Genomic DNA, 20,704 nt, shown 5'->3' on the forward strand with positions numbered 1-20,704 from the left:
ACTTGAAAGTATGAGCAAATATTCCGACGCCAAAGAGCTGGCTGGCCTAACACTGGGTAAAAAAACCGATTATGCCAACCAGTACAACCCAACTCTGTTGCAACCTGTACCTCGCAGCCTGAACCGTGATGATCTACACCTCGGAGATACTCTGCCTTTTCAAGGCTGTGATATCTGGACTCTGTATGAGCTTTCTTGGCTCAATGAGAAAGGGCTGCCACAAGTGGCGATCGGTGAAGTCTCCATTCCCGCCACCAGCGCAAATTTGATCGAATCCAAATCCTTCAAGCTTTACCTTAATAGTTACAACCAAACTCGCTTTGCCTCTTGGGATGATGTACAAGCACGCCTTGTGCAAGATCTTTCCACCTGTGCAGGCGAAACGGTAACCGTAAAAGTGAAATCACTGAGCGAATACACAGCTGAGCCGATTGTGACCATGCAAGGTGAGTGTATTGATGAGCAAGATATTGAGATTAAGGGCTACGAGTTTGATGATGCCTTGCTGCAAGGCGCAGCACAGGGTAAAGAGATCAGCGAAGTGCTGCACAGCCATTTGCTTAAATCCAACTGCCTAATCACCAATCAGCCAGATTGGGGCAGCGTGGAAATTGCTTACCACGGTGCCAAAATTAGCCGTGAAGCGTTACTGCGTTATATTGTTTCTTTCCGCGAACATAACGAATTTCATGAGCAATGTGTGGAACGTATTTTTACTGACATTATGCGTTACTGTCAGCCAAAAACCTTAACCGTATATGCACGTTATACTCGACGCGGTGGCTTAGACATTAACCCATTCCGCTCCAACTGCCATTCAGCACCAGAGCATAATCAACGTATGGCGCGACAATAAGGATGCAACTTAGGATGAGATTTCTGCGCTGGATAACCATTGCGGGCTTACTGCTGATTTCAACTTGGGCACAGGCCACTATTTATTCTTCTCCCATGCTCAATGAAGCCAATGGTTTGATAGAGATCTCCCCTTTGCAAGCAAAAAAAATGGCGCAACAGTACCTAAGTGAACGCCATTTAGCCGACAAATTAGATAAGCATCCCGCAACGGTTTCGCGAGATGAAGCGGATAGCCGCACACGCACTCCCGGTAGTAGCGTTGATGCGCTTATGATTTTGGCTCAAGCGCTCGACAAACTCGGGGAATATGACAAAGCTCAGTTGGCACTGCGTGATGCCAAGGCGCTCACACAGCAGTACCAACTGCCTTATTTGTTGCTCGATGTGCAAATCCTCAGCACTCGCCTCGCTTGGCAAAACAACGGCGATGCAGTGACTGCCCGCGAGCAATTACGCCAGATCGATGAGCAATACCAAGTGATTGAAAATGCGGATCAAATTGCGAAAGGCATCGATTATAAAATGACGCTACTGCGTGCTGAAATTGCTTCAAAAGCCAATGATCTTGAGTTAGCCGATAAGCTGTTTGCTCAAGCCAAACCTTATATTGAGAGCTTGCAAACTGAAAAACCGGCCATCGAATACCACTTAACCTTAGGTGAACATCATCTCAGCCATGAACGTTATAACCTCGCACTTTCAGAATTGCTGATTGCTTACTGGAGCGCAATTGAAAGTAACTCAGGAGCATTGTTAGCCAAAGCGAATACTCTCTTAGGGCAGTTATTTTTCAACCGACAAGTCTTGGATAAGGCATTAGATCATTTTTCACAAGCCGCAGACTTTTACGGCCGTTATGAACAATCACCCTATTTACCTATAGTCCTCAAACAAATGGGTGATATCTACTACCAACAAGGAAAATATAACTTAGCCTTGGTACATTATTTCAATGTCATTGACCATAAAAATAACCATGCCTCTCTCAGTGATGATATTGAAATTCGTATCAATCTTGCGGCAACCTATTTACAGCTCTACAACTATCCAATCGCTGAACAATATTTGACCAACGCAGAAGAAATGCTGAATGTTAGCCCTATTCCGCGTTTAAATGGGCACGCAGCACTTTTGCATTCTGGATTGGCTTATTATCAAAATATCGATCACGATATTGTCCGTTACGCAGAAAAAGCGCTACAAATCGGTGAATCTATTCAAGATGATTATCTTCAAGAACAAGCCTATCGTTTACTTTCCTTAGGATATGAAAGAACAGGATCTGCAACAAAAGCGCTAGATAGTTTTAAAAAGAGCCAAATTCTCGCGCAAAAGCGACAAAATAAATTGAACCAAATCAGTGAAGATGCCTTTCGCCAACAAAGGGAATTTATTGAACAAACCTTGCATTTAGTTGGACAAGAAAAGCAGTTGCAACAAACCGAAAATCAACTTAGTCAGCTTCGAAAAATCGCTATTTTCCTACTGGCGATCAGCGTTGTCTTTTTTATCATCGTGTTGAGACGTGGGTATCTGGTTCAAGCCTTTCGAGATGAGGTTCAAGAATTACACGACACCTTATTTACTCACCCTAGATCGCGTCTCAATAACTTGAGAATGCTAAATGCTAAACTGCCAAGTTCGTTAGAAAACAGCAACAAAAATTATGAGCAATGGCAATTAGGTGAATTGATTCAACAACCACTTAATGATCGCTTACGCTTTGCTTTAATTGATATTCCTTTTATGCGCAACATGTATCTGCAAAATGGATACACTGCAGGTTTAGAATTAGAGCGGGCTCTGGGAAAATTCCTAAAAGGAAGAATAAAAGAACCCAATCGGTTGTATCATTTCTCGGATGCTAGCCTACTTTATATAGAAAAAAATGGTGAACAACGTAGCGAACCTGAAACACTATTCAACCAGATTCAATCATGGATAAATGAATTTGAGCCGGAACGAAAAATAAATAGAATAGTTCGAGTGGGAATGGCAGATTATCCGTTCTTGCCACGTGCCTACACCGCGATCAATGACAAAGAACTGCTTGATATTTTGTTAATGGCAACACACATCGCTAGAGAATTAAGCCAGAGTGAAAGTCAGAGCCATTGGATTTATTTAAAAGCGATTGATAATGCTCCAGCCGCCAGTTTTGCTTCGGAGAATATTAGGCTTTCATGTAAACAAGCGATTAATCAAGGCCTGATCAAAGTTCATTCTTCTTATAAGAATGAGGACAACATCAAAAAACTCTTAAAAGATGGATAAATGCTGCCCAGTCGACATAAACACCGAGTGACGTCAGCAAAATATTTGCTATTATCGACAAATCAATAAATAGGATCAGGATTGATCCCCTACTATCTAGTTTGTTGTACATGGGCGTCCTAGAACAAGATATCCAAGCAGAACTCCACAGACTGAAATCTCAGTTAGAACAAGTACGTTTGACACAAAGAGATACTTCGTTCAAATTTAACCGAGAGCAGCAAGTGCTTAAACGAATGGTCACTTCACTGGCTACGACCTGTCACGGTAGCAGCCAAAGACTAAACCAAAGTTTAGAAGAGCTCTGCTTCGCATTAGAACAACAAAAAGACATCAGCACGCTGATCCCTCAACTGGCTGTGCTGGAACGCATGTTGAAACAACAGTCATTGGCCATGGACAAACAAAATAGTCATCTGGAAAACCAGCTAAAACGCAGTGGTGAAATACTACTGCGCGTTCCGGGATTACCCGCCAAAGTTAAGCGTGATCTCCGTGATCTTTTGAGCTTTACTGCGGCGCAACCACTGGAAAAAAACCAACAGGCTCTGCGCTTATTGGAGATCTATGAACGTGCGGTCAAAATCCAGTGTGCCAACCCCAATCTCGCACTCAATGAACTTTCCCAGCAAGCCGATCGTGAACTGCTGAACCGACTTTCCATCGAATTACAGCATTTAATTACCGAGCTCGACTTTAATGGCGAATCGGGAGATCAATTGAGTGATATTCGCACCAAATTGCTGTTGGGTGTCAATACTCATACTCTGCTTGAGCTGACGCTCGAAGTGCTACGTTTAGTGGTTGATGGCAGCCATGCCGAACGCAAAGCGGCGGAAGCTTTTTTAGAACAAGTTAACCTTTCGATTGGCAACAATTTAAAAAGTGCAGCTCAAAACCTTGAGCAAAGCCAGAGCTATGTGGCACATCGGCAAGAAATGAACAGTGAACTCAGTAGTTTGGTTTCACGAAGCCAATCGACATTGAAAGAGCAAACTGAACTGGAGCAACTCAAACAGAAGATGGCTCCAATACTGAAAGAAATGTCTTCTCTTTCAGAACGTTTGACCTTGGCAGAGCAACGAGAACAAGCGCTTCTCGAACGTATGCACTACAGCAAAAATCAGATGGAAGCCTTATCCGATTTGGCACAAGATTACCGCCGTCGCCTTGAAGATCTGGCTTTACGAGCTCAACTTGATCCACTGACTAAAGTGTACAACCGTAGCAGTTTTAACGAGCGACTTGAACACGAGTATCGTCGTTGGATACGCACTCAGCACAACTTGCGGGTTGTGCTATTTGATATTGATAGATTCAAATCGATCAATGATAGCTTCGGCTATGCAGCAGGAGATAAAGCTTTAGGCATTATTGCTCGCACCATCAAAAAAGAGTTGCTGGATACCGATACGGTCGCACGTTTTTCCGGTGAAGAATTTATTCTGTTACTTCCTGAACGTTCCGATAATGAAAGCTATCAGATCATTCATCAAATTCAGCGTAACGTATCTAAACTGCCGTTTAAATTCCGCGATAAAAGTCTGACCATAACTCTTTCCGCAGCCAGTATTCGCTTTGCCGATTCTGATACTCCAGAGACCGTATTAGACCGCCTGAATTTGACCTTAAACGAAGCAAAAAGCATTGGACCTAGCCAGCTAGCTTGGAAATAACTGCCTGTTATTTGAGCACAATAGCGAATAAATTGTGCTCAATTTCACATTTACCCTCTTGAACTATTTTCTTCCCTTAGTCGATGCCTCTAGATTGAAATCAGATATATCAAGAGGTTATCCCCCTTCTCTGGGTATTTCTGCTACTCTTGTTTTATAACAAATGCTCAACATCATGCTCTAGCATGACCTCAACCTCAGGTTGAAGGAGGACACTATGATTATTCAAGTTAGCCCAGCAGGCAGTATGGATCTACTTTCTCAACTGGAAGTAGAACGCCTGAAAAAGACCGCATCAAGTGATCTTTACCAACTCTACCGTAATTGCAGCCTAGCGGTGTTGAACTCTGGCAGCCACACCGATAACTCGAAAGAACTGCTCGATAAATATAGAAATTTTGATATTACAGTGATGCGTCGTGAACGAGGTATCAAACTCGAATTGGCCAATCCGCCAGAACATGCCTTTGTCGATGGACAGATCATCAAAGGAATTCAAGAGCACCTCTTCTCAGTGCTGCGCGATATTGTCTACGTCAATATGCATTTGGCCGATAGCCAGCGTCTAAATCTGACGAATGCTACCCACATCACCAACTTAGTGTTTGGTATCCTGCGTAATGCGGGAACCCTGATCCCAGGGGCGACACCGAATTTGGTGGTCTGCTGGGGTGGACACTCCATCAATGAAGTTGAATACCAATACACTCGTGAAGTCGGCCATGAGCTTGGCTTACGTGAGCTAAATATCTGTACTGGTTGCGGACCCGGTGCAATGGAAGGCCCGATGAAAGGCGCAGCGGTAGGCCACGCTAAGCAGCGTTACAGTGAATACCGCTATTTAGGTCTAACCGAACCCTCCATCATCGCGGCTGAGCCACCCAACCCGATCGTTAATGAACTGGTGATCATGCCTGATATCGAAAAACGTTTGGAAGCGTTCGTACGTATGGCACATGGCATCATTATTTTCCCAGGTGGCCCAGGTACCGCAGAAGAGCTGCTGTATATTCTAGGCATCATGATGCACCCTGAAAACGCCGATCAGCCGATGCCAATCGTGCTCACAGGCCCAAAACAGAGTGAAGCTTACTTCCGCTCTTTGGATAAATTCATTACCGATACTTTGGGTGAAGCCGCTCGCAAACACTACAGCATCGTCATTGATAATCCGGCAGAAGCGGCGCGCATTATGAGTAATGCGATGCCACTGGTTCGCCAGCATCGTAAAGATAAAGAAGATGCTTACAGCTTTAACTGGTCACTGAAAATTGAACCTGAATTTCAGCTGCCTTTTGAACCAAACCATGAGAGCATGGCGAACTTAGATTTGCACTTGAACCAACGCCCAGAAGTGTTAGCCGCAAATCTGCGCCGAGCCTTCTCAGGTGTTGTCGCGGGCAACGTTAAAGCGGAAGGGATACGTGAAATTGAACGTCACGGACCTTTTGAAATGCACGGAGATCCGATCCTAATGAAAAAAATGGATCAACTGCTCAATGACTTCGTGGCACAAAATCGGATGAAACTTCCCGGCGGTAGCGCATACGTGCCTTGCTATAAGATCGTCACTTAAAACTCAAGCAAGGTTCTACTCAAGCCTGATAGACTGGCTTGGGTAGTAATCTTGTCGGATTTAATTACAATAAGGGCCTCACAAGCCCTTATTTTTTATGGTTTTTGGTTATGTCTCTTCATCTTGTCATTATTGATGCGCTTAATTTGATCCGCCGTGTTCATTCGGTGCAGCCTGATCCTAACGACATTGCCAGAACGGCAGAAACTACTACACGCACTCTGCAACGCATCATTAATGAAGCGCAACCCAGTCATATGATTGCGGTTTTTGATCACCACCTATCTGATCGTGGTTGGCGAGCTGAGTTACTCCCCACATACAAAGCCAATCGCAAACCCATGCCAGAGGTTTTGCAACAAGGGCTAGAAACCATTCAAGATGCTTGGTGGCAATTGGGGATTGATTCACTGCTGTCAGAAGGTGATGAAGCGGATGATTTGGTCGCCACTCTGGCTTGTAAAGTGGCCGCTCATCAAGAGAAAGTCACAATTATCTCGACGGATAAGGGTTACTGTCAGTTGCTCTCCCCGACCCTACAAATCCGCGACTATTTTCAGCATCGCTGGTTAGATGAACCATTTATCGCGCAAGAGTTTGGAGTGACACCAGCACAATTAACCGACTATTGGGGATTAACGGGCGTAAGTTCAAGCCAGATTCCCGGAGTTACGGGCATTGGCCCAAAAGCAGCGAAAGAGATTTTGATCCAATTCGCCAATATCGAAGAAGCGTACGCAAGCCCTGAGCTACCCGAAAAATACCGGAAAAAACTCGAGCCACAGATTGAAATGGCGCGCATCTGTAAACAAGTCTGCGCCTTAAAAACGGACATCGAGCTGGGCTTTAACTTGCAAGATATCCGTTTTAATTCGCCATCGGCTGACTAAATCAGCGCTTTATTGGGTATAACCGAAAAGACTACTGACTTTTCAACGCCGCGTAACTAAACCAGCCCCAACCCAGCATAAACATCAGCCCACCAAAAGGCGTGATGGGGCCGAACCACTTCACTCCAGTGAGTGCTAAGGAATACAAGCTGCCACTAAAACAGATAATACCGACGAGGAAAAATAGTGCTGCACGGCGAAAGCCTTTTTGTGCAGCAGGTTGAATTGGTAGTAGTAATATCACACCACATAACAGCAGCGCCAAGGCATGAATAAATTGGTACTGCACGCCAGTTTCAAACACACCGAGCAGATAAGGTGTCAGCGTCTTTTTTAGGCCATGTGCGGCAAATGCACCTAGCCCCACCGCAATACCCGACAAAACACCACCGATAGTGAGTAAATACTTACTGTTCATCCTCTACCTCATATTAGCTAACTGAATGATCATGCCCGTGCTGCAAGATATCCACTTGCTCACTGCGCGCCTTTTTCAGCATCCAATCACGGAAAGTAGCAATCCGCCCCATGTCTGCCTGCTTTTCATGGCACACCACGTAGAAGGCGTTATTGGTCATTAACACTTCATCAAACGGAGCAATTAATCGCCCTGCATCAATTTCTGGTTGTGCTAAAACGTTATTACCTAGTGCAACGCCTTGTCCGTGTGCGGCCGCTTGCAACACCATGGTTGAGTGGCTGAAAATCGGCCCGTGGTTAACATTCACATTATCCAGACCGTTCTCTTTAGCAAATTGTTTCCAATCTTTACGAGAGGTATCGTGCAGCAAAGTGTGAAAAGACAGATCTCGCAGAGATTCCATCGGCTTATTTCCGAGTAGCAAGGTTGGTGAGCAGAGTGGGATTAAAAACTCCTGATACAACTTATCGGCACGTAACCCCGGCCAATTACCGCGACCATAATAGATCGCCACATCCACATCATCCGTCAGTGAACCTTCATCCATATCCACGGCTTTGATACGCACATCAATATCTGGCTCTTGTTGGTTGAAATCCGCCAAACGTGGTACCAGCCATTGAATGGCAAAACTTGGCGGTAGGCTAATGGTCAGCGCCCCTTTTTCACTGCGCTCAAGTAATTTATCCGTTGCCTCAGCTAATGAACTAAAAATATCTTTTATGTCGAGGAAGTAACTTTGTCCTTCTTCCGTCAGCAGCAAAGATCGATTACGACGCCGAAATAATTTCAATCCTAAAAACTCTTCTAAGGCTTTGATTTGATGGCTAACTGCGGCCTGTGTCACAAATAATTCTTCAGCGGCTCGGGTAAAACTCAAATGGCGAGCGGCCGCTTCAAACACTTTTAACGAATTAAGGGGGGGCAATCTTCTGGACATAGAGATACTCGGTTAAAGATTAGTTTTTTTAATCTGAAACATTATAATTTGTCCGTTGCTAACCGACCAGAGAAAATCTATATTTCACCGCGCAGCAGCGGCCTGAACGGCTTGATTTCCTTGTAAATCAATAGGCTTAGTTGTTGCGATGTTGTGTTTGCAAACTCGAAATTCGAGTTAGGTAGTTTCTACCATCTGTTTTGTGCAGTTATCCCTGCCACAAAACAAATACTTCCTGTATTTATTTTTGACCTGTCTGTCAAATTTTTAGCACCGCCTGTTGGCGGTGTTTTTTTATCTGCATTTTCTGTCACGACCAAGTAACCGGAGAATGTTAAGCGAAAAAAAACGCAGAGTCTGCATAACAAACTCTGCGTTTCCATTCATGATCGCGTTTATGGGCGATAGACTTTCACGTTGCTAAAGCCTTGTTCTTGCAGGTAGAGCGCTTGTAAGCGGCTCATTACACCACGTGAGCAGTACAGCAAGTAAGTTTTCGACTGATCCAAATCACCAAACTGGGTCGCGAGCTTGTAGAACGGCAGGTGTTTCACTTCAACGCCTGCGATCTCAAGTGGACTCTCATCCTCTTCGTCTGGACTACGAATATCCAGCACGACTGCGTTACTCTCTTCTGCACTGTTTACCTGCTCTACTTCAGGCGCTTTTTCGAGTGACTCTTTACCAATCTCGCGAATGTCGATTTTGCGTGCGTTGTACACCACTTGTTCAAGCAAAGAGAAATCGAATTTGGCTTCTTCTTCTTCCAACTTCTCTTTAACGGCTTTCACCGTTGGACTTTTTGAAATCACACCGCAGAATTCAGGCATGGTCTTCGCGAAATCTTCTGTGCCAATTTCACGCGCCAAACGAATGATGTCATCTTTATCCCAGTTGATCAGCGGACGCAGAATCAGAGTGTCAGTGACATTGTCGATATGGCGCAGGTTAGTCAGGGTTTGACTAGACACTTGGCCGAGTGCTTCCCCCGTCACTAACGCCTGAATACCAAACTTCTCTGCCACCATACCTGCTGCGCGCATAAACATACGTTTCAGCACAACGCCCATTTGGCCGTCATCGATTTTCTCTAAGATCTCAGCCACAACAGGCTCGAAATCGATCGCGATGAAACGGACTTTGGCGGATGATCCGTATTTTTGCCACAAGTAATAAGCAGTTTGCTTAACGCCAATCTCGTGAGCTGGGCCACCAAGATTGAAGAAACAGTAATGCACTTTGGAACCACGTTTGATGTGCAGATAGCTCGACACGCCTGAGTCGAAGCCACCAGAAATCAGGCTCAATACATCTTCTTGAGTACCCAGAGGGAAACCACCCAAACCTTTATGGCGTGCAATCACTTGGTTCAGCAGTTCATCCACTACCTCCACTTGCACGGTCACATCAGGATCAGTCAATTTCACCTTAGCACTGGCTACAGCTTGATTAAGACCACCACCAACATAGCGCTCAAGTTCAATCGAGGTAAAATCATGCTTACCGCGACGTTTTGCGCGCACCACGAACGTTTTGTTTTCGATATTGGCGCGATTCAGCTCCAGCACTTGCTCATAGATGTTGTGCAGATCGGTAAAGGTTGACTGCTGCACTTCCAAAATTTGCTGAATACCCGGTGTGGTGGTCAGAATTTCCAGCACTTCCGCGTAATACGTATCGCTGTTGGCCGTCACTTCAATATGATCGCGACGATTGAATACCGCCACCCCTTGTGTGCGGGCTTTCACAATAATTCGAATATTGCTTTCAAGGATCTTTGTGAAACGCTTACGTACCGATTCACTTTTCACAAAAATTTCCGGATGGGGTTTGACGATAAATTTCATAAGCTTATTCGCAATCTAGATGAATGATGTGGCGTTTGGCTTCAACCAGCACTGAAATATCAAGCCGTTGGGGCATTCACGCTAAAGGGGCGGCATTATACACGATTCAACAGGAGAGAGAAAAGCCTGTAAAAAAGGCAAGCCATTCGGCTTGCCTTTGTGAATCACCTCTCAGCCGAGAAGCTCGCTATTGGTTTGTAGGTGCACCAAGCGAAGGTACTTCATCGCTGTACAATGGATCTCCTTGCAAAATGCTGATTTCAACACGGCGATTCAGCGCACGTTGTGCTTCGGTATCGTTAGGACCAAGCGGTTGAGTATCCGCCATGCCTCGTACCTGTAAACGTTGATGATCAAACCCTTTGACCTTTTCCATTTCTTGCGCCACCGAGACTGCGCGCTGCGCGGACAGATCCCAGTTTGAACGATAGAGCTCAGAATCCAGTTTTTGGTTATCCGTATGTCCGGTCACGCGCACTTTGCCGGGAATATCTTTCACAAGATCAGCAATTTGACGCACCAGCGGGCGAAATTTCGGTTGCAGGAATGCAGAACCTTCAGGGAAAGCTCCCTTCTCTCGGATCCGGATATCAATCTGCTGCCCCAAGTTTTCCACTTCAATTGCGCCTTGTTCAATCTCTCGAGATAAGGCTTTTTTGATGCTTTCAGCAACCGTTTCCATCTGCTCAGACATGGCTTTGGCTTGCTGCTGTTGCATATCCGATTGCGTATTCTGGTTCTCTTGGGTTGAACTTTCTGCCGACTGTCCCCCTGTGAGCTTCCCAGAATCACGCTGATTACCACCAGCACGATCTGAATCCCCTTCCTGAAACTCAAGAGTTTGCTGGGTAATATCGATCGTTTGCTGCATAATCACATCAATCGGCGTTGGCTCAGGGCGTCCGGGGCGAAACTCCTGGGCAATAATGCTGGTGCCTTTAGGAATGTCTTTGACTTCCAAGCGGTTTTGCACACCAAACGCAAACTTCATCGAGCCCGCAATTTGCTTAAACTTCAGTACATCCATCTCGGAAAACGAGAGTAAGAGTACGAAGAAACACATCAATAGCGACATCAAATCTGCAAACGTCCCGAGCCACATCGGTAGCCCAGGAGGGGGACAAGTACACTTCTCTTCGTCATCCATAGGAAGCTCCGCTACTCTTTATCAACATCAAGAGCACGCTTACCAGCGTTAAGATAGTTCTTCAAATAGCTATCGATAACCCTTGGGTTTTGACCATCTTGAATCGCCAACACACCATCCATAATCAGACGGCGATTGAGGGTTTCCTGATCGCGGCGTAAAGCCAGTTTGTCAGCAATCGGGAAGAAGATCATGTTGGAAAGTACCGCACCGTACAGTGTGGTTAACAGTGCCACCGCCATCGCAGGACCGATCGATTTCGGGTCATCCATGTTGGATAGCATGGCTACCAGACCAACCAGCGTACCGATCATTCCCATCGCAGGTGCCACGTCACCAAAAGCGCGGAAGACTTGCGTACCTTTACTATGGCGTTCGTCAGTCAAAGCAATATCTTTTTGCAAAGTGGCGCGCACGACATCGGCATCATGTCCATCCACCAGCAGGTCAATCCCCTTTTGCATAAAAGGATTGGGGATTTCCATCTCTTCCAGAGCGAGAAAACCACCTTTACGCGCCGCATCCGCCATTTCCACGATCTTGGCAATCAAATCTTCGGGCTCATCCGCTTTAAACATAAAGGCTTTAGCGGCGATTTTCCCCGCACCAAAAAACTGCCCCATAGTAAATTTCATCATCACAACGAAAACAGCGCCGCCAACTACGATCAGAACCGAGACCGTATCAACGAACATCATGAGGCTGCCGCCTAGCACCATCGCCATGATAACGAAAGCCATACCACCAATAAGGCCAATCAGTGTTGCTAAATCCACGAAGCACTCCTCCGGCTACACATTCGCGATAATGAAAAGCTTACCCTCATTATCGGCAACAGAATAAATTCTTTAATGAAATTGTCAGAATAGAGAACAAAAACCTTACTCAAGTGTATACGCAAACAGGCCGAAGATGCACCTGTGGCACACAGAGTTTTTACCCTTGGGATTGTGACTTTGTGGGCTTTTTTCCATTTCGTTATCTAACACGGTAAAAAAGCGTTCTATTTCTGACAAAATCGCTTGGTTAAATTTGACCAGCTCAGCCCCCTGAGGTAACTTTCGTGCATCTTAAGTAAGGCATACAGATTATGGCGAGTAAGAAACCGGAAAACATGTCCTTCGAGTCAACCATCGAAGAACTAGAGCAGTTGGTTGAACAACTGGAAAGTGGCGATCTGGCACTCGATGAAGCACTAAGAAAATTTGAACGAGGCATCAGCCTCGCAAGAGCGGGCCAGCTCAAGCTGGATGACGCAGAACAACGTGTGCGCATTTTACTCAGTAACAGTGATGATGCACCACTGAGTGACTTCAACGATTTACCTGAATAAGCCATTTCCGAACTACAGCCTGAACAACCAATAAAGACGAGCCCCCTATGATTGAGGCGTTATCCTCATACCAACAGCGAAATAGTCAGCAACTGGATCAGTGGCTGAACCGTATTCCTTTTCAAACCTTACCTCTTATCGAGGCAATGCGTTACGGGCTACTCCTTGGTGGCAAACGTGCACGCCCATACTTGGTGTACATTACTGGTCAAATGCTCGGCTGTGAGCTGAATGAGTTAGACACTCCGGCCTCTGCGGTTGAGTGCATTCACGCTTATTCACTGATCCATGATGATTTGCCGGCAATGGATGATGATGAACTGCGCCGCGGTAAACCGACTTGTCACATCGAGTTTGATGAGGCCACCGCCATTTTAACCGGCGATGCCCTGCAAACACTGGCGTTTACCATTTTGGCCGAAGGCGCTCTTTCTGCTGCAGGCGAAACACAGCGCGTCGCCATGATCCAAGCCCTCGCAGAAGCTTCTGGCGCGCAAGGCATGTGCCTAGGTCAGGCGTTGGATTTGGCAGCCGAAAATCGTTTAGTTTCACTGGAAGAATTGGAAACCATTCATCGCAATAAAACCGGCGCGTTGATGCGCTGCGCGATCCGTTTAGGGGCATTGGCTGCCGGCGAAAAAGGCCGCGCGATGCTACCGCATTTAGATCGTTACGCAGATGCAGTAGGCCTCGCATTTCAAGTCCAAGATGACATTCTGGATATCATCAGTGACACTGAAACCTTGGGGAAACCGCAAGGTTCTGACCAGCAATTGAATAAAAGTACCTACCCTGCTCTTTTAGGCTTAAAAGGAGCACAGGAAAAAGCACATACTCTGTTACAAGAAGCGCTTCTGGCATTAGAAGCAATTCCCTACAATACGGAACATCTGGAAGAGTTCGCCCGATATGTCGTCGAGCGCAAGAACTAAACAATTAAGCGCGCATACTTATGACTCTTGATATCTCAAAATACCCAACACTCGCTCTGGCAAATACCCCAGAGGAGTTGCGCAGCCTTCCAAAGGAAGTGCTGCCAAAACTGTGTGACGAGCTACGAACCTATTTGCTCAACTCAGTAAGTCAATCCAGTGGCCACTTAGCCTCTGGCTTAGGCACTGTTGAGCTGACCGTTGCGCTGCATTACGTCTACCGCACTCCTTTCGACCATTTGATTTGGGATGTGGGTCATCAAGCGTACCCGCACAAAATTCTCACCGGTCGCCGCGATCAAATGCCAACCATTCGTCAAAAAGGTGGACTACACCCCTTCCCTTGGCGCGAAGAGAGCGAGTTCGACACGCTATCGGTTGGCCATTCTTCGACTTCGATCAGTGCCGCACTCGGTATGGCGATCTGTGCGGGCAAAGAAGGCAAAGACCGTAAAGTAGTGAGTGTGATTGGCGATGGTGCGATCACCGCTGGTATGGCGTTTGAAGCCATGAACCACGCGGGGGATGTGCACCCTGATATGTTGCTAATCCTCAATGATAACGAAATGTCAATCTCCGAGAACGTGGGCGCCCTCAATAATCACTTAGCGCAAGTGCTCTCGGGTAGCCTGTACACCTCGATTCGTGAAGGTGGCAAAAAAGTGCTCTCTGGCATTCCACCAATCAAAGAATTGGTTCGTCGCACCGAAGAACACCTCAAAGGCATGGTGGTACCCGGCACGCTGTTTGAGGAGCTCGGCTTTAACTACATTGGTCCTGTTGATGGCCATGACGTTCTGGATCTGATCAAAACCCTGAAAAACATGCGTGAGCTAAAAGGGCCACAGTTCCTCCACGTGATGACCAAAAAAGGCAAAGGCTATGCGCCTGCTGAGAAAGATCCGATTGGTTACCATGGCGTACCCAAATTTGACCCTAGCCACCACAGCTTGCCAAAAAGTAACAGTACACAGCCGACTTTCTCGAAAATCTTTGGTGATTTTCTGTGTGATATGGCCGCGCAAGATCCTAAATTGATGGCGATAACACCAGCCATGCGGGAAGGCTCAGGCATGGTACGCTTCTCCAAAGAGTTCCCAAGCCAATACTTTGATGTGGCCATTGCTGAGCAACACGCAGTAACACTGGCAACAGGCATGGCGATTGCGGGTTATCACCCAATTGTGGCGATTTACTCCACCTTCTTGCAACGTGGTTACGATCAACTGATCCACGATGTGGCCATCATGAACCTACCGGTGATGTTTGCTATCGACCGCGCGGGTATTGTCGGCGCTGATGGTCAAACACACCAAGGTGCGTTTGATTTAAGCTTTATGCGCTGCATTCCCAACATGCTGATCATGGCTCCAGCGGATGAAAATGAGTGCCGCCAAATGCTCTACACAGGCCACCAACATCAAGGCCCGAGCGCGGTGCGTTATCCTCGCGGCAATGGCATGGGCGTTGCCCTAGAAAGTGACTTTACGGCATTGGAAATTGGCAAAGGCCGCTTAATGCGTGAAAGCACCGCCAACACTGGTGAAAAAGTCGCGATTTTGAGTTTCGGCACTCTGTTGCCTAACGCTTTAGAGGCGGCAGATAAATTCAATGCGACCGTGGCCGATATGCGCTTTGTGAAACCACTGGATGAAACGCTCATCAAGCAACTCGCCCAAACTCATGATGTACTGGTGACATTGGAAGAAAACGCGATTGCCGGTGGTGCGGGTGCGGGTGTGATTGAGTTTATGATGAAAGAGAAACTCATTAAACCTGTACTCAATTTAGGCTTGCCTGATGAGTTTATTGTGCAAGGCTCACAGGAAGAGATGCATGCTGAGCTTGGGTTAGATGGTGCTGGTATCAAGCGTGCTATCCGCGACTATCTGGCCAAATAGCACTTTCTATCAGCCGCTTAGCTAGAAATCAGAACGAGAAAAAGCCTTCGGAATGAAGGCTTTTTTACTGCACCATAATTAAAAGCCATATGGCTCATTTTGCGATTTGATCCGATTCAAGCATATCGTTCGAGCATTCAATAGCACCCGAAATGCATAAATGCCTCTGATATTCCTCTTCTGTTATTTCTTGATTATCAGGATCATACGTCGATATCACATAATAGTTCCCAAACAGAACTAGTAACGGCGATATCAGTATGAGTCCAAATAAACACAATAGCAGTTTTTTACCCCAATTCTTCATTTTCATCTCGACACTATTATATTATCTGCAAACTTCCAACCAAACTCACTAAGCAAGCCTTGCCACACTTCATCTAGTCCAGCGCGAATCACTAACGGTTGCTGAGTATAAGGGTGAACAAAGCGTAACTCACTGGCGTGGAGCATTAAGCGTTGCGCTGAGAAGTGTTCACGAAACAGTCGGTTATGCACTCCATCGCCATGGGTGGTATCACCCACAATCGGGTGACGCAGATGCGCCATATGACGACGCAGCTGATGTTTACGCCCAGTCTTCGGTTGCATCTCCATCAAGCAGTAACGCGTCGTGGCAAACTTTCCAGTCGAAATGGGCAGTTCCACTTTGGCCAATGGTCGGTAAGCCGTCACTGCCGACTGCGCTCCTTTATCTTGCTTGGCAAACTTATCGGCGATTTTGTCGAGCTCTTCTTTGAGCGGATAATCGAGCACATCCGCCTCTTCAATCCAGCCGCGCACAATCGCGTGATAGGTTTTCTCCATTTGATGATTGGCAAACATCGGCATCACATCAGAGGCAATTTGGCTCGATAGCGCAAAGACCAACACGCCGGATGTCGGGCGATCCAAACGGTGCAATGGGAAAACGTGCTGACCAATTTGATCGCGCAAGGTCTGCATCACAAACTGAGTTTCATTCTTGTCGAGCCATGAGCGATGCACCAACATGCCTGCGGGTTTATTAACCGCCACTAAATATTCATCTTGATAAACAATGTCGAGCATTTATTGGCACGCCTTGTCGATTTGCAGGATCACCGTGAGTACCGCTTGGTGATGGGGTTGTGTTTTCCACACTTCAGAAAAATAAGGCTCCAGCGCAAAACCACGCGGCACCGCATTTTGAGCGATCGCTTGTTTCATCTTGGGCAGAAAAATCCACTGCAGCCACTCATGGGGTAAAAGAGTATCTACCGCAAACGGCTCTTGGCTCGCGAGCGCTTGTGGTGTCGGGGGTGTCGCTTGCCACAATTGCGCAGTACGCAGTGTGGACTCTAATTCATCGAGTAACTTCACCAATGCGGAGTTGAACAACATAATTCGTCCGGTTTATTTCTACGTTGACCTTGAAAAAGTGCCATAGAGTACCATTTATTGGAGAAAGAAAGTTAGGATCAATTTCCGCATGGATACCATTCATACCCTCACAGCACTACTGCAAAATAGTGGCTGCCAGTACCAAATTTTTGATCTCGGTCGTCGCGTGCAACCGATCGATAGCCGCCAGTTTGCTCAAGTAGAATTGGGTCAGCAAGCCTACCCTTTCCCAGTACAGCGCCATGCACAATTCGCTATCGCTTATTGGAATGAGCAGCATCAGCCTTGGATCTGGATGTTGAAATTTGCTTTGGATGAACGTGGCTTATTGCAACAAGCCGATGTCGGACAATTTATTCAATACCTGCTTGAAGCGATGGGCAGCCGCCTTAATCAGTCATTGAGCGAAGAGCAGCAACAGAAGCTCGCCAATAATCCCTATACTTTCAAACCTAGTGAAGACAAGCTCGCCACGCTACACAGCCAAATCCGCGCCCAGCTTGGCTTATCATGCAGCCAATATTACGAACATGCTCAGCACTATTTCTCTGGTGGCTTGGGCTGGGACAAGTGGCACACCGTAGGATTACAAGGTATTACCGATATTTGTGCACGTTTAGAGCAAGAGCAAAATGGTGTGTTGCTCCGCAAAGCACTGACTCATTTACCCGCGCAGCCACTCTACGCCGTGTTGGGAGCATTAGAGCATGTGAACTTACAGGAAAAACTCGCGGAACGCTTAAATGAACTTGCTCAAGCTGAAATGAAAGCGAGCGATCCGGATCTGTTTTTACTCGCGGCCTTAGTGCGTGCCTTGGCTGGTGCACCTTCAGATTTACTTGATGCCACTTGTGATGCCATTCTCGCCTCGCCCGCGCTTTGCCACCAAGAAGTGTTAATTGCACTCGCAGGACGCAGTTGGATGAGCTTGCAGAATTCAGGACGTGCACAACGTTTCTTGATCCGTTTAGCGCAAACTCAAAATCAAGCGTTATTTAACCAACTTTTTGCGGATGTAGTTATGTTACCTGCGCTGCGTGGAGTGATGCTGCCTTTGCTGCATGCCAGCCCCTCACCGGAGTTGGCACACGCACTGCAACAACTCCAACAGATGACGCGAGGATAAAGCATGATTGGCGATTTACTCTTGATACTGGCACTCTGTTTTGCCGGATTTCTGTTTTGGCAGCAGCGCCATCAAGCCGAAATCGCCAAACAAGCGATTCAACGTCACTGCGATCAGCTTGATTTGCAACTGCTCAACGTGGCATTCGGCCAGCATAAAGTGAGAACGCCTTCAGGAAGCTGGCGTTGGCACACCATTTATCTCTTTGAGTTTTCGTCACTCGGGGATGATTGTTATCAAGGCAAGTTAGAAATGCAGGGATTTAGAACAGTACGTTTTGCTCTGCCACCTCATCGGATGGGTTAAGGACATCGGCCGTCCAGACAAACTGGCTGCAAGGACCAAAAAATTCTTCAATATCGGCACGGTGCTCAAAGCCCAACTTGTGCAAAATGGCTCGTGCCACTTCATGTTGGGCTTTGATGGTAGCCACCACGCGTTGTAAGCCAAAGCGTTGGCACACATTAGGGAAAAAAGCATTCAGTGCTTCACTGGCTAATCCTTGCCCCCAATACGCTTTATCAAATAAGAAGCCGAGTTCAGCGCGTCCTTCACTCTCAAATTCAATAAACACATGCCCCATGTACTCGCGGTTATAGTTGTCGAGCACTGCCATCGCGTACAACGAATTGTCGTGCAACACTCGTTGAAAAAGCTGTTTAGCCGCGGCAACCGTGGTCGGACCGTTCATCTGTGAACGGTTTTTTGCGCAGTAATTGAGTACGAGAAAATTAGACTCCAACGCCTCGGTGTAAGGGATAAGTAGCGTTCTTCGCGTCGCTATAGTCACTGACATTCCTTGTAGAACAAAATCAATCGAAACTGAAAAAGCGCCTTTCCGTATAAGAAAGGCGCTATTTATTTTCACTTGAACTCAATCAAGTTACCTCATCATCCCGAATACATCAGTAATGTGAGATATAGCCTAATGACATTGTTATAGTAATTATGTTTCTGAAGAACCTTTGGGCGTACTCATTTTATGGTTGGCCAACAAAGCCTTATTGACGCAGGTTCGAGTGGGAGGATTAAGGAAAGCCCCGACAAAGAATGTCGGGGCTTAATCTTACTCGCAGCATCCGGCTACTTGAGCGTGCTCCTTGCATCATCCTTAACTGGCTGATCCTTTCAGCGAACTCCGAGCATCGCCGTCCTAGCGGTGTCCTCTCATCCTGATGCCGAATATCCTATTCAGCCTTCATCACTTGTTCCTTGAGCGGTGTCCCTGCCATCATCCTGATGGTGTTCCTTCTCACATCCTTAGAGTGTCCTAGTCTTCCTTGCTGCTCACGTCTCTGTGGGCTAACGCTATCCTTGGCGTTTCCTGCATCCTGCTGTGGTCATCCTCACCACTTCTCATCCTGAGAATAACAGTTCCTAGGTCATTTCCTTCGACAAGAGATAATTTACCCGTTTTGCTTTTTCGTACAAGCCACTAAGAGAATCCAAATAAAACAGCACAGAACGAAATCAGAAAATACCTTTAAATTTCAAAGTGATAAATCGATTACACCATTATTCCCGCATCCATTCACTGCCTTGGCTTACACAAGATGTAAGCGATCTCTCACAAACCATTGCCCCTTTTGCTCATCAGACTTTCTCAGTAAGATGGCAACACACCAGAATAAGGAACCATTATGCTGACCAAAGACGTGTCACAAGAGCTGGAAGAGATCCTCACTAGCCTCAGCCAACAAGGCAAAGAGCCTTCTGTCGCGCTGGTCAAAGCGCGCTTAAAAACACCTGTACCTATGCCTGCAATTATTGCCACCATTAAAAGCTGGAAAAGCACCCAGCGTATCCCCAAGGTGGAAGTCGCCACCGCCAATACCGGCAACAACCTTGAGCAACGTATTGAAATGTTAGAGCAAACGATTTTGCAGCTCACAGCACGTATTGAAGCGCTCGAAACCACGACTAAAGGAACTCAACGATGAAAATTTGGGTCGATGCCGATGCGTGTCCGAAAGTGATCCGTGAAACGCTGATCCGCGCCGCTGAACGTACTGGTGTGGTGTGTACCTTTGTGGCGAACCACTTAATCCCACTCCCCAAACGCGACAACATTCGCGCTCTGCAAGTCTCTTCGGGGTTTGATATTGCCGATAATGAAATAGTAAGACGTACTGAAGTGGGCGATTTAGTGATTACGGCAGATATCCCTCTCGCCGATGAAGTGATCAGCAAAGGCGGTTTGGCGCTGAATCCCCGTGGTGAGCTGTACACCAAAGAGACCATCAAAGCGCGCCTGAATATCCGCGATTTTATGGATACCATGCGCGCCAGCGGTATTCAAACCGGCGGCCCTGCCGCGCTTTCACAGACTGAACGCCGCGAGTTTGCCAATCATCTGGATCGTATTTTGGCGAAACGCTCAGTGTAATCATCACTCTCTTGATGTAAAAAAGCCTGCGATAT

21 protein-coding genes are annotated in these 20,704 nt (G+C 46.6%); 13 read left to right on the top strand and 8 right to left on the bottom strand.

Features of this window, described 5'->3' with window-relative positions:
* Nucleotides 1–10: 10 nt before the first annotated feature.
* From queF to xni, 5 genes are all read left to right on the top strand, one after another.
* Nucleotides 11–856, top strand: a complete 846-nt coding sequence (gene queF, locus VOA_RS10880) for an NADPH-dependent 7-cyano-7-deazaguanine reductase QueF (RefSeq protein WP_000049888.1) — start codon at nt 11–13, stop codon at nt 854–856.
* Between the two features lie 14 nt (nt 857–870).
* Nucleotides 871–3,132, top strand: coding sequence for a tetratricopeptide repeat protein (locus tag VOA_RS10875; RefSeq protein ID WP_001211745.1), 2,262 nt, complete (start codon nt 871–873; stop codon nt 3,130–3,132).
* Between the two features lie 110 nt (nt 3,133–3,242).
* On the top strand, nt 3,243–4,808 hold the full coding sequence (locus VOA_RS10870) for a GGDEF domain-containing protein (protein WP_000538425.1): 1,566 nt from the start codon (nt 3,243–3,245) through the stop codon (nt 4,806–4,808).
* 217 nt (nt 4,809–5,025) lie between these two features.
* On the top strand, nt 5,026–6,384 hold the full coding sequence (gene ppnN, locus VOA_RS10865) for a nucleotide 5'-monophosphate nucleosidase PpnN (RefSeq protein ID WP_000586706.1): 1,359 nt from the start codon (nt 5,026–5,028) through the stop codon (nt 6,382–6,384).
* A gap of 110 nt (nt 6,385–6,494) precedes the next feature.
* Nucleotides 6,495–7,274, top strand: a complete 780-nt coding sequence (gene xni, locus VOA_RS10860) for a flap endonuclease Xni (protein ID WP_000052144.1) — start codon at nt 6,495–6,497, stop codon at nt 7,272–7,274.
* 31 nt (nt 7,275–7,305) lie between these two features.
* On the opposite strand, the gene VOA_RS10855 is transcribed toward xni, so the two are convergent.
* From VOA_RS10855 to pomA, 5 genes are all read right to left on the bottom strand, one after another.
* On the bottom strand, nt 7,306–7,692 hold the full coding sequence (locus VOA_RS10855) for a DUF423 domain-containing protein (RefSeq protein ID WP_001086377.1): 387 nt from the start codon (nt 7,690–7,692) through the stop codon (nt 7,306–7,308).
* Nucleotides 7,693–7,705: 13 nt separating this feature from the next.
* Complete coding sequence (locus VOA_RS10850; protein ID WP_032468181.1) at nt 7,706–8,635, bottom strand: transcriptional regulator GcvA; 930 nt, start codon at nt 8,633–8,635, stop codon at nt 7,706–7,708.
* Nucleotides 8,636–9,030: 395 nt separating this feature from the next.
* On the bottom strand, nt 9,031–10,482 hold the full coding sequence (thiI, locus tag VOA_RS10845; RefSeq protein WP_000668909.1) for a tRNA uracil 4-sulfurtransferase ThiI: 1,452 nt from the start codon (nt 10,480–10,482) through the stop codon (nt 9,031–9,033).
* 187 nt (nt 10,483–10,669) lie between these two features.
* A complete protein-coding gene (locus tag VOA_RS10840) occupies nt 10,670–11,629 on the bottom strand; it encodes a flagellar motor protein MotB (RefSeq protein ID WP_000340793.1) in 960 nt (319 codons plus the stop codon).
* A gap of 11 nt (nt 11,630–11,640) precedes the next feature.
* A complete protein-coding gene (pomA, locus tag VOA_RS10835) occupies nt 11,641–12,354 on the bottom strand; it encodes a flagellar motor protein PomA (RefSeq protein ID WP_309303986.1) in 714 nt (237 codons plus the stop codon).
* Here pomA and VOA_RS20385 point away from each other — a divergent pair.
* The 4 genes from VOA_RS20385 (at nt 12,263) to dxs (ending at nt 15,795) form a co-directional block, all read left to right on the top strand.
* The gene (locus VOA_RS20385) at nt 12,263–12,472 is read left to right on the top strand and encodes a hypothetical protein (protein WP_309303987.1); all 210 of its coding nucleotides are present in this window, start codon (nt 12,263–12,265) and stop codon (nt 12,470–12,472) included. The two genes, pomA and VOA_RS20385, sit on opposite strands and share 92 nt — an antisense overlap.
* Nucleotides 12,473–12,719: 247 nt before the next feature.
* Nucleotides 12,720–12,962 carry an exodeoxyribonuclease VII small subunit gene (gene xseB / locus VOA_RS10830; RefSeq protein ID WP_000157113.1) on the top strand — a complete coding sequence of 81 codons (243 nt, stop codon included), beginning with the start codon at nt 12,720–12,722 and terminating at the stop codon, nt 12,960–12,962.
* A gap of 47 nt (nt 12,963–13,009) precedes the next feature.
* Complete coding sequence (gene ispA, locus VOA_RS10825) at nt 13,010–13,894, top strand: (2E,6E)-farnesyl diphosphate synthase (protein ID WP_000568623.1); 885 nt, start codon at nt 13,010–13,012, stop codon at nt 13,892–13,894.
* Nucleotides 13,895–13,914: 20 nt separating this feature from the next.
* Complete coding sequence (gene dxs, locus VOA_RS10820) at nt 13,915–15,795, top strand: 1-deoxy-D-xylulose-5-phosphate synthase (protein ID WP_000171184.1); 1,881 nt, start codon at nt 13,915–13,917, stop codon at nt 15,793–15,795.
* A gap of 309 nt (nt 15,796–16,104) precedes the next feature.
* On the opposite strand, the gene truC is transcribed toward dxs, so the two are convergent.
* Nucleotides 16,105–16,845, bottom strand: a complete 741-nt coding sequence (gene truC / locus VOA_RS0117645) for a tRNA pseudouridine(65) synthase TruC (RefSeq protein WP_000884386.1) — start codon at nt 16,843–16,845, stop codon at nt 16,105–16,107.
* Nucleotides 16,846–17,157 (bottom strand): YqcC family protein, encoded by a 312-nt coding sequence (locus tag VOA_RS10815; protein WP_000898498.1) that lies wholly within the window; start codon nt 17,155–17,157, stop codon nt 16,846–16,848.
* Between the two features lie 88 nt (nt 17,158–17,245).
* Here VOA_RS10815 and VOA_RS10810 point away from each other — a divergent pair, with 88 nt between their 5' ends.
* The gene (locus tag VOA_RS10810) at nt 17,246–18,283 is read left to right on the top strand and encodes a DUF3549 family protein (protein WP_000379671.1); all 1,038 of its coding nucleotides are present in this window, start codon (nt 17,246–17,248) and stop codon (nt 18,281–18,283) included.
* A 3-nt stretch (nt 18,284–18,286) separates the two neighbouring features.
* Nucleotides 18,287–18,589: a DUF3301 domain-containing protein gene (locus tag VOA_RS0117650; protein ID WP_032468183.1), complete on the top strand. Its 303-nt coding sequence runs from the start codon at nt 18,287–18,289 to the stop codon at nt 18,587–18,589.
* On the opposite strand, the gene VOA_RS0117655 is transcribed toward VOA_RS0117650, so the two are convergent.
* On the bottom strand, nt 18,546–19,073 hold the full coding sequence (locus tag VOA_RS0117655; RefSeq protein ID WP_000150763.1) for a GNAT family N-acetyltransferase: 528 nt from the start codon (nt 19,071–19,073) through the stop codon (nt 18,546–18,548). The genes VOA_RS0117650 and VOA_RS0117655 overlap by 44 nt on opposite strands.
* Before the next feature lie 850 nt (nt 19,074–19,923).
* Here VOA_RS0117655 and VOA_RS10805 point away from each other — a divergent pair.
* Nucleotides 19,924–20,223, top strand: coding sequence for a hypothetical protein (locus VOA_RS10805; RefSeq protein ID WP_000956119.1), 300 nt, complete (start codon nt 19,924–19,926; stop codon nt 20,221–20,223).
* Nucleotides 20,220–20,669 carry a YaiI/YqxD family protein gene (locus VOA_RS10800; protein WP_000708230.1) on the top strand — a complete coding sequence of 150 codons (450 nt, stop codon included), beginning with the start codon at nt 20,220–20,222 and terminating at the stop codon, nt 20,667–20,669. Before VOA_RS10805 ends, VOA_RS10800 begins: the two co-directional genes overlap by 4 nt.
* Nucleotides 20,670–20,704 lie beyond the last annotated feature (35 nt).

The sequence above is a fragment of the Vibrio sp. RC586 genome, assembly GCF_000176715.1.
GTDB lineage: Bacteria > Pseudomonadota > Gammaproteobacteria > Enterobacterales > Vibrionaceae > Vibrio.

Bases quoted from the DNA above. Each gene is read 5' to 3' on its own strand.
- queF (WP_000049888.1), top strand. From the start codon at position 11: ATGAGCAAATATTCCGACGCCAAAGAGCTGGCTGGCCTAACACTGGGT.
- VOA_RS10875 (WP_001211745.1), top strand. From the start codon at position 871: ATGAGATTTCTGCGCTGGATAACCATTGCGGGCTTACTGCTGATTTCA.
- VOA_RS10870 (WP_000538425.1), top strand. From the start codon at position 3,243: ATGGGCGTCCTAGAACAAGATATCCAAGCAGAACTCCACAGACTGAAA.
- ppnN (WP_000586706.1), top strand. From the start codon at position 5,026: ATGATTATTCAAGTTAGCCCAGCAGGCAGTATGGATCTACTTTCTCAA.
- xni (WP_000052144.1), top strand. From the start codon at position 6,495: ATGTCTCTTCATCTTGTCATTATTGATGCGCTTAATTTGATCCGCCGT.
- VOA_RS10855 (WP_001086377.1), bottom strand. From the start codon at position 7,692: ATGAACAGTAAGTATTTACTCACTATCGGTGGTGTTTTGTCGGGTATT.
- VOA_RS10850 (WP_032468181.1), bottom strand. From the start codon at position 8,635: ATGTCCAGAAGATTGCCCCCCCTTAATTCGTTAAAAGTGTTTGAAGCG.
- thiI (WP_000668909.1), bottom strand. From the start codon at position 10,482: ATGAAATTTATCGTCAAACCCCATCCGGAAATTTTTGTGAAAAGTGAA.
- VOA_RS10840 (WP_000340793.1), bottom strand. From the start codon at position 11,629: ATGGATGACGAAGAGAAGTGTACTTGTCCCCCTCCTGGGCTACCGATG.
- pomA (WP_309303986.1), bottom strand. From the start codon at position 12,354: ATGGCGATGGTGCTAGGCGGCAGCCTCATGATGTTCGTTGATACGGTC.
- xseB (WP_000157113.1), top strand. From the start codon at position 12,720: ATGGCGAGTAAGAAACCGGAAAACATGTCCTTCGAGTCAACCATCGAA.
- ispA (WP_000568623.1), top strand. From the start codon at position 13,010: ATGATTGAGGCGTTATCCTCATACCAACAGCGAAATAGTCAGCAACTG.
- dxs (WP_000171184.1), top strand. From the start codon at position 13,915: ATGACTCTTGATATCTCAAAATACCCAACACTCGCTCTGGCAAATACC.
- truC (WP_000884386.1), bottom strand. From the start codon at position 16,845: ATGCTCGACATTGTTTATCAAGATGAATATTTAGTGGCGGTTAATAAA.
- VOA_RS10815 (WP_000898498.1), bottom strand. From the start codon at position 17,157: ATGTTGTTCAACTCCGCATTGGTGAAGTTACTCGATGAATTAGAGTCC.
- VOA_RS10810 (WP_000379671.1), top strand. From the start codon at position 17,246: ATGGATACCATTCATACCCTCACAGCACTACTGCAAAATAGTGGCTGC.
- VOA_RS0117650 (WP_032468183.1), top strand. From the start codon at position 18,287: ATGATTGGCGATTTACTCTTGATACTGGCACTCTGTTTTGCCGGATTT.
- VOA_RS10805 (WP_000956119.1), top strand. From the start codon at position 19,924: ATGCTGACCAAAGACGTGTCACAAGAGCTGGAAGAGATCCTCACTAGC.
- VOA_RS10800 (WP_000708230.1), top strand. From the start codon at position 20,220: ATGAAAATTTGGGTCGATGCCGATGCGTGTCCGAAAGTGATCCGTGAA.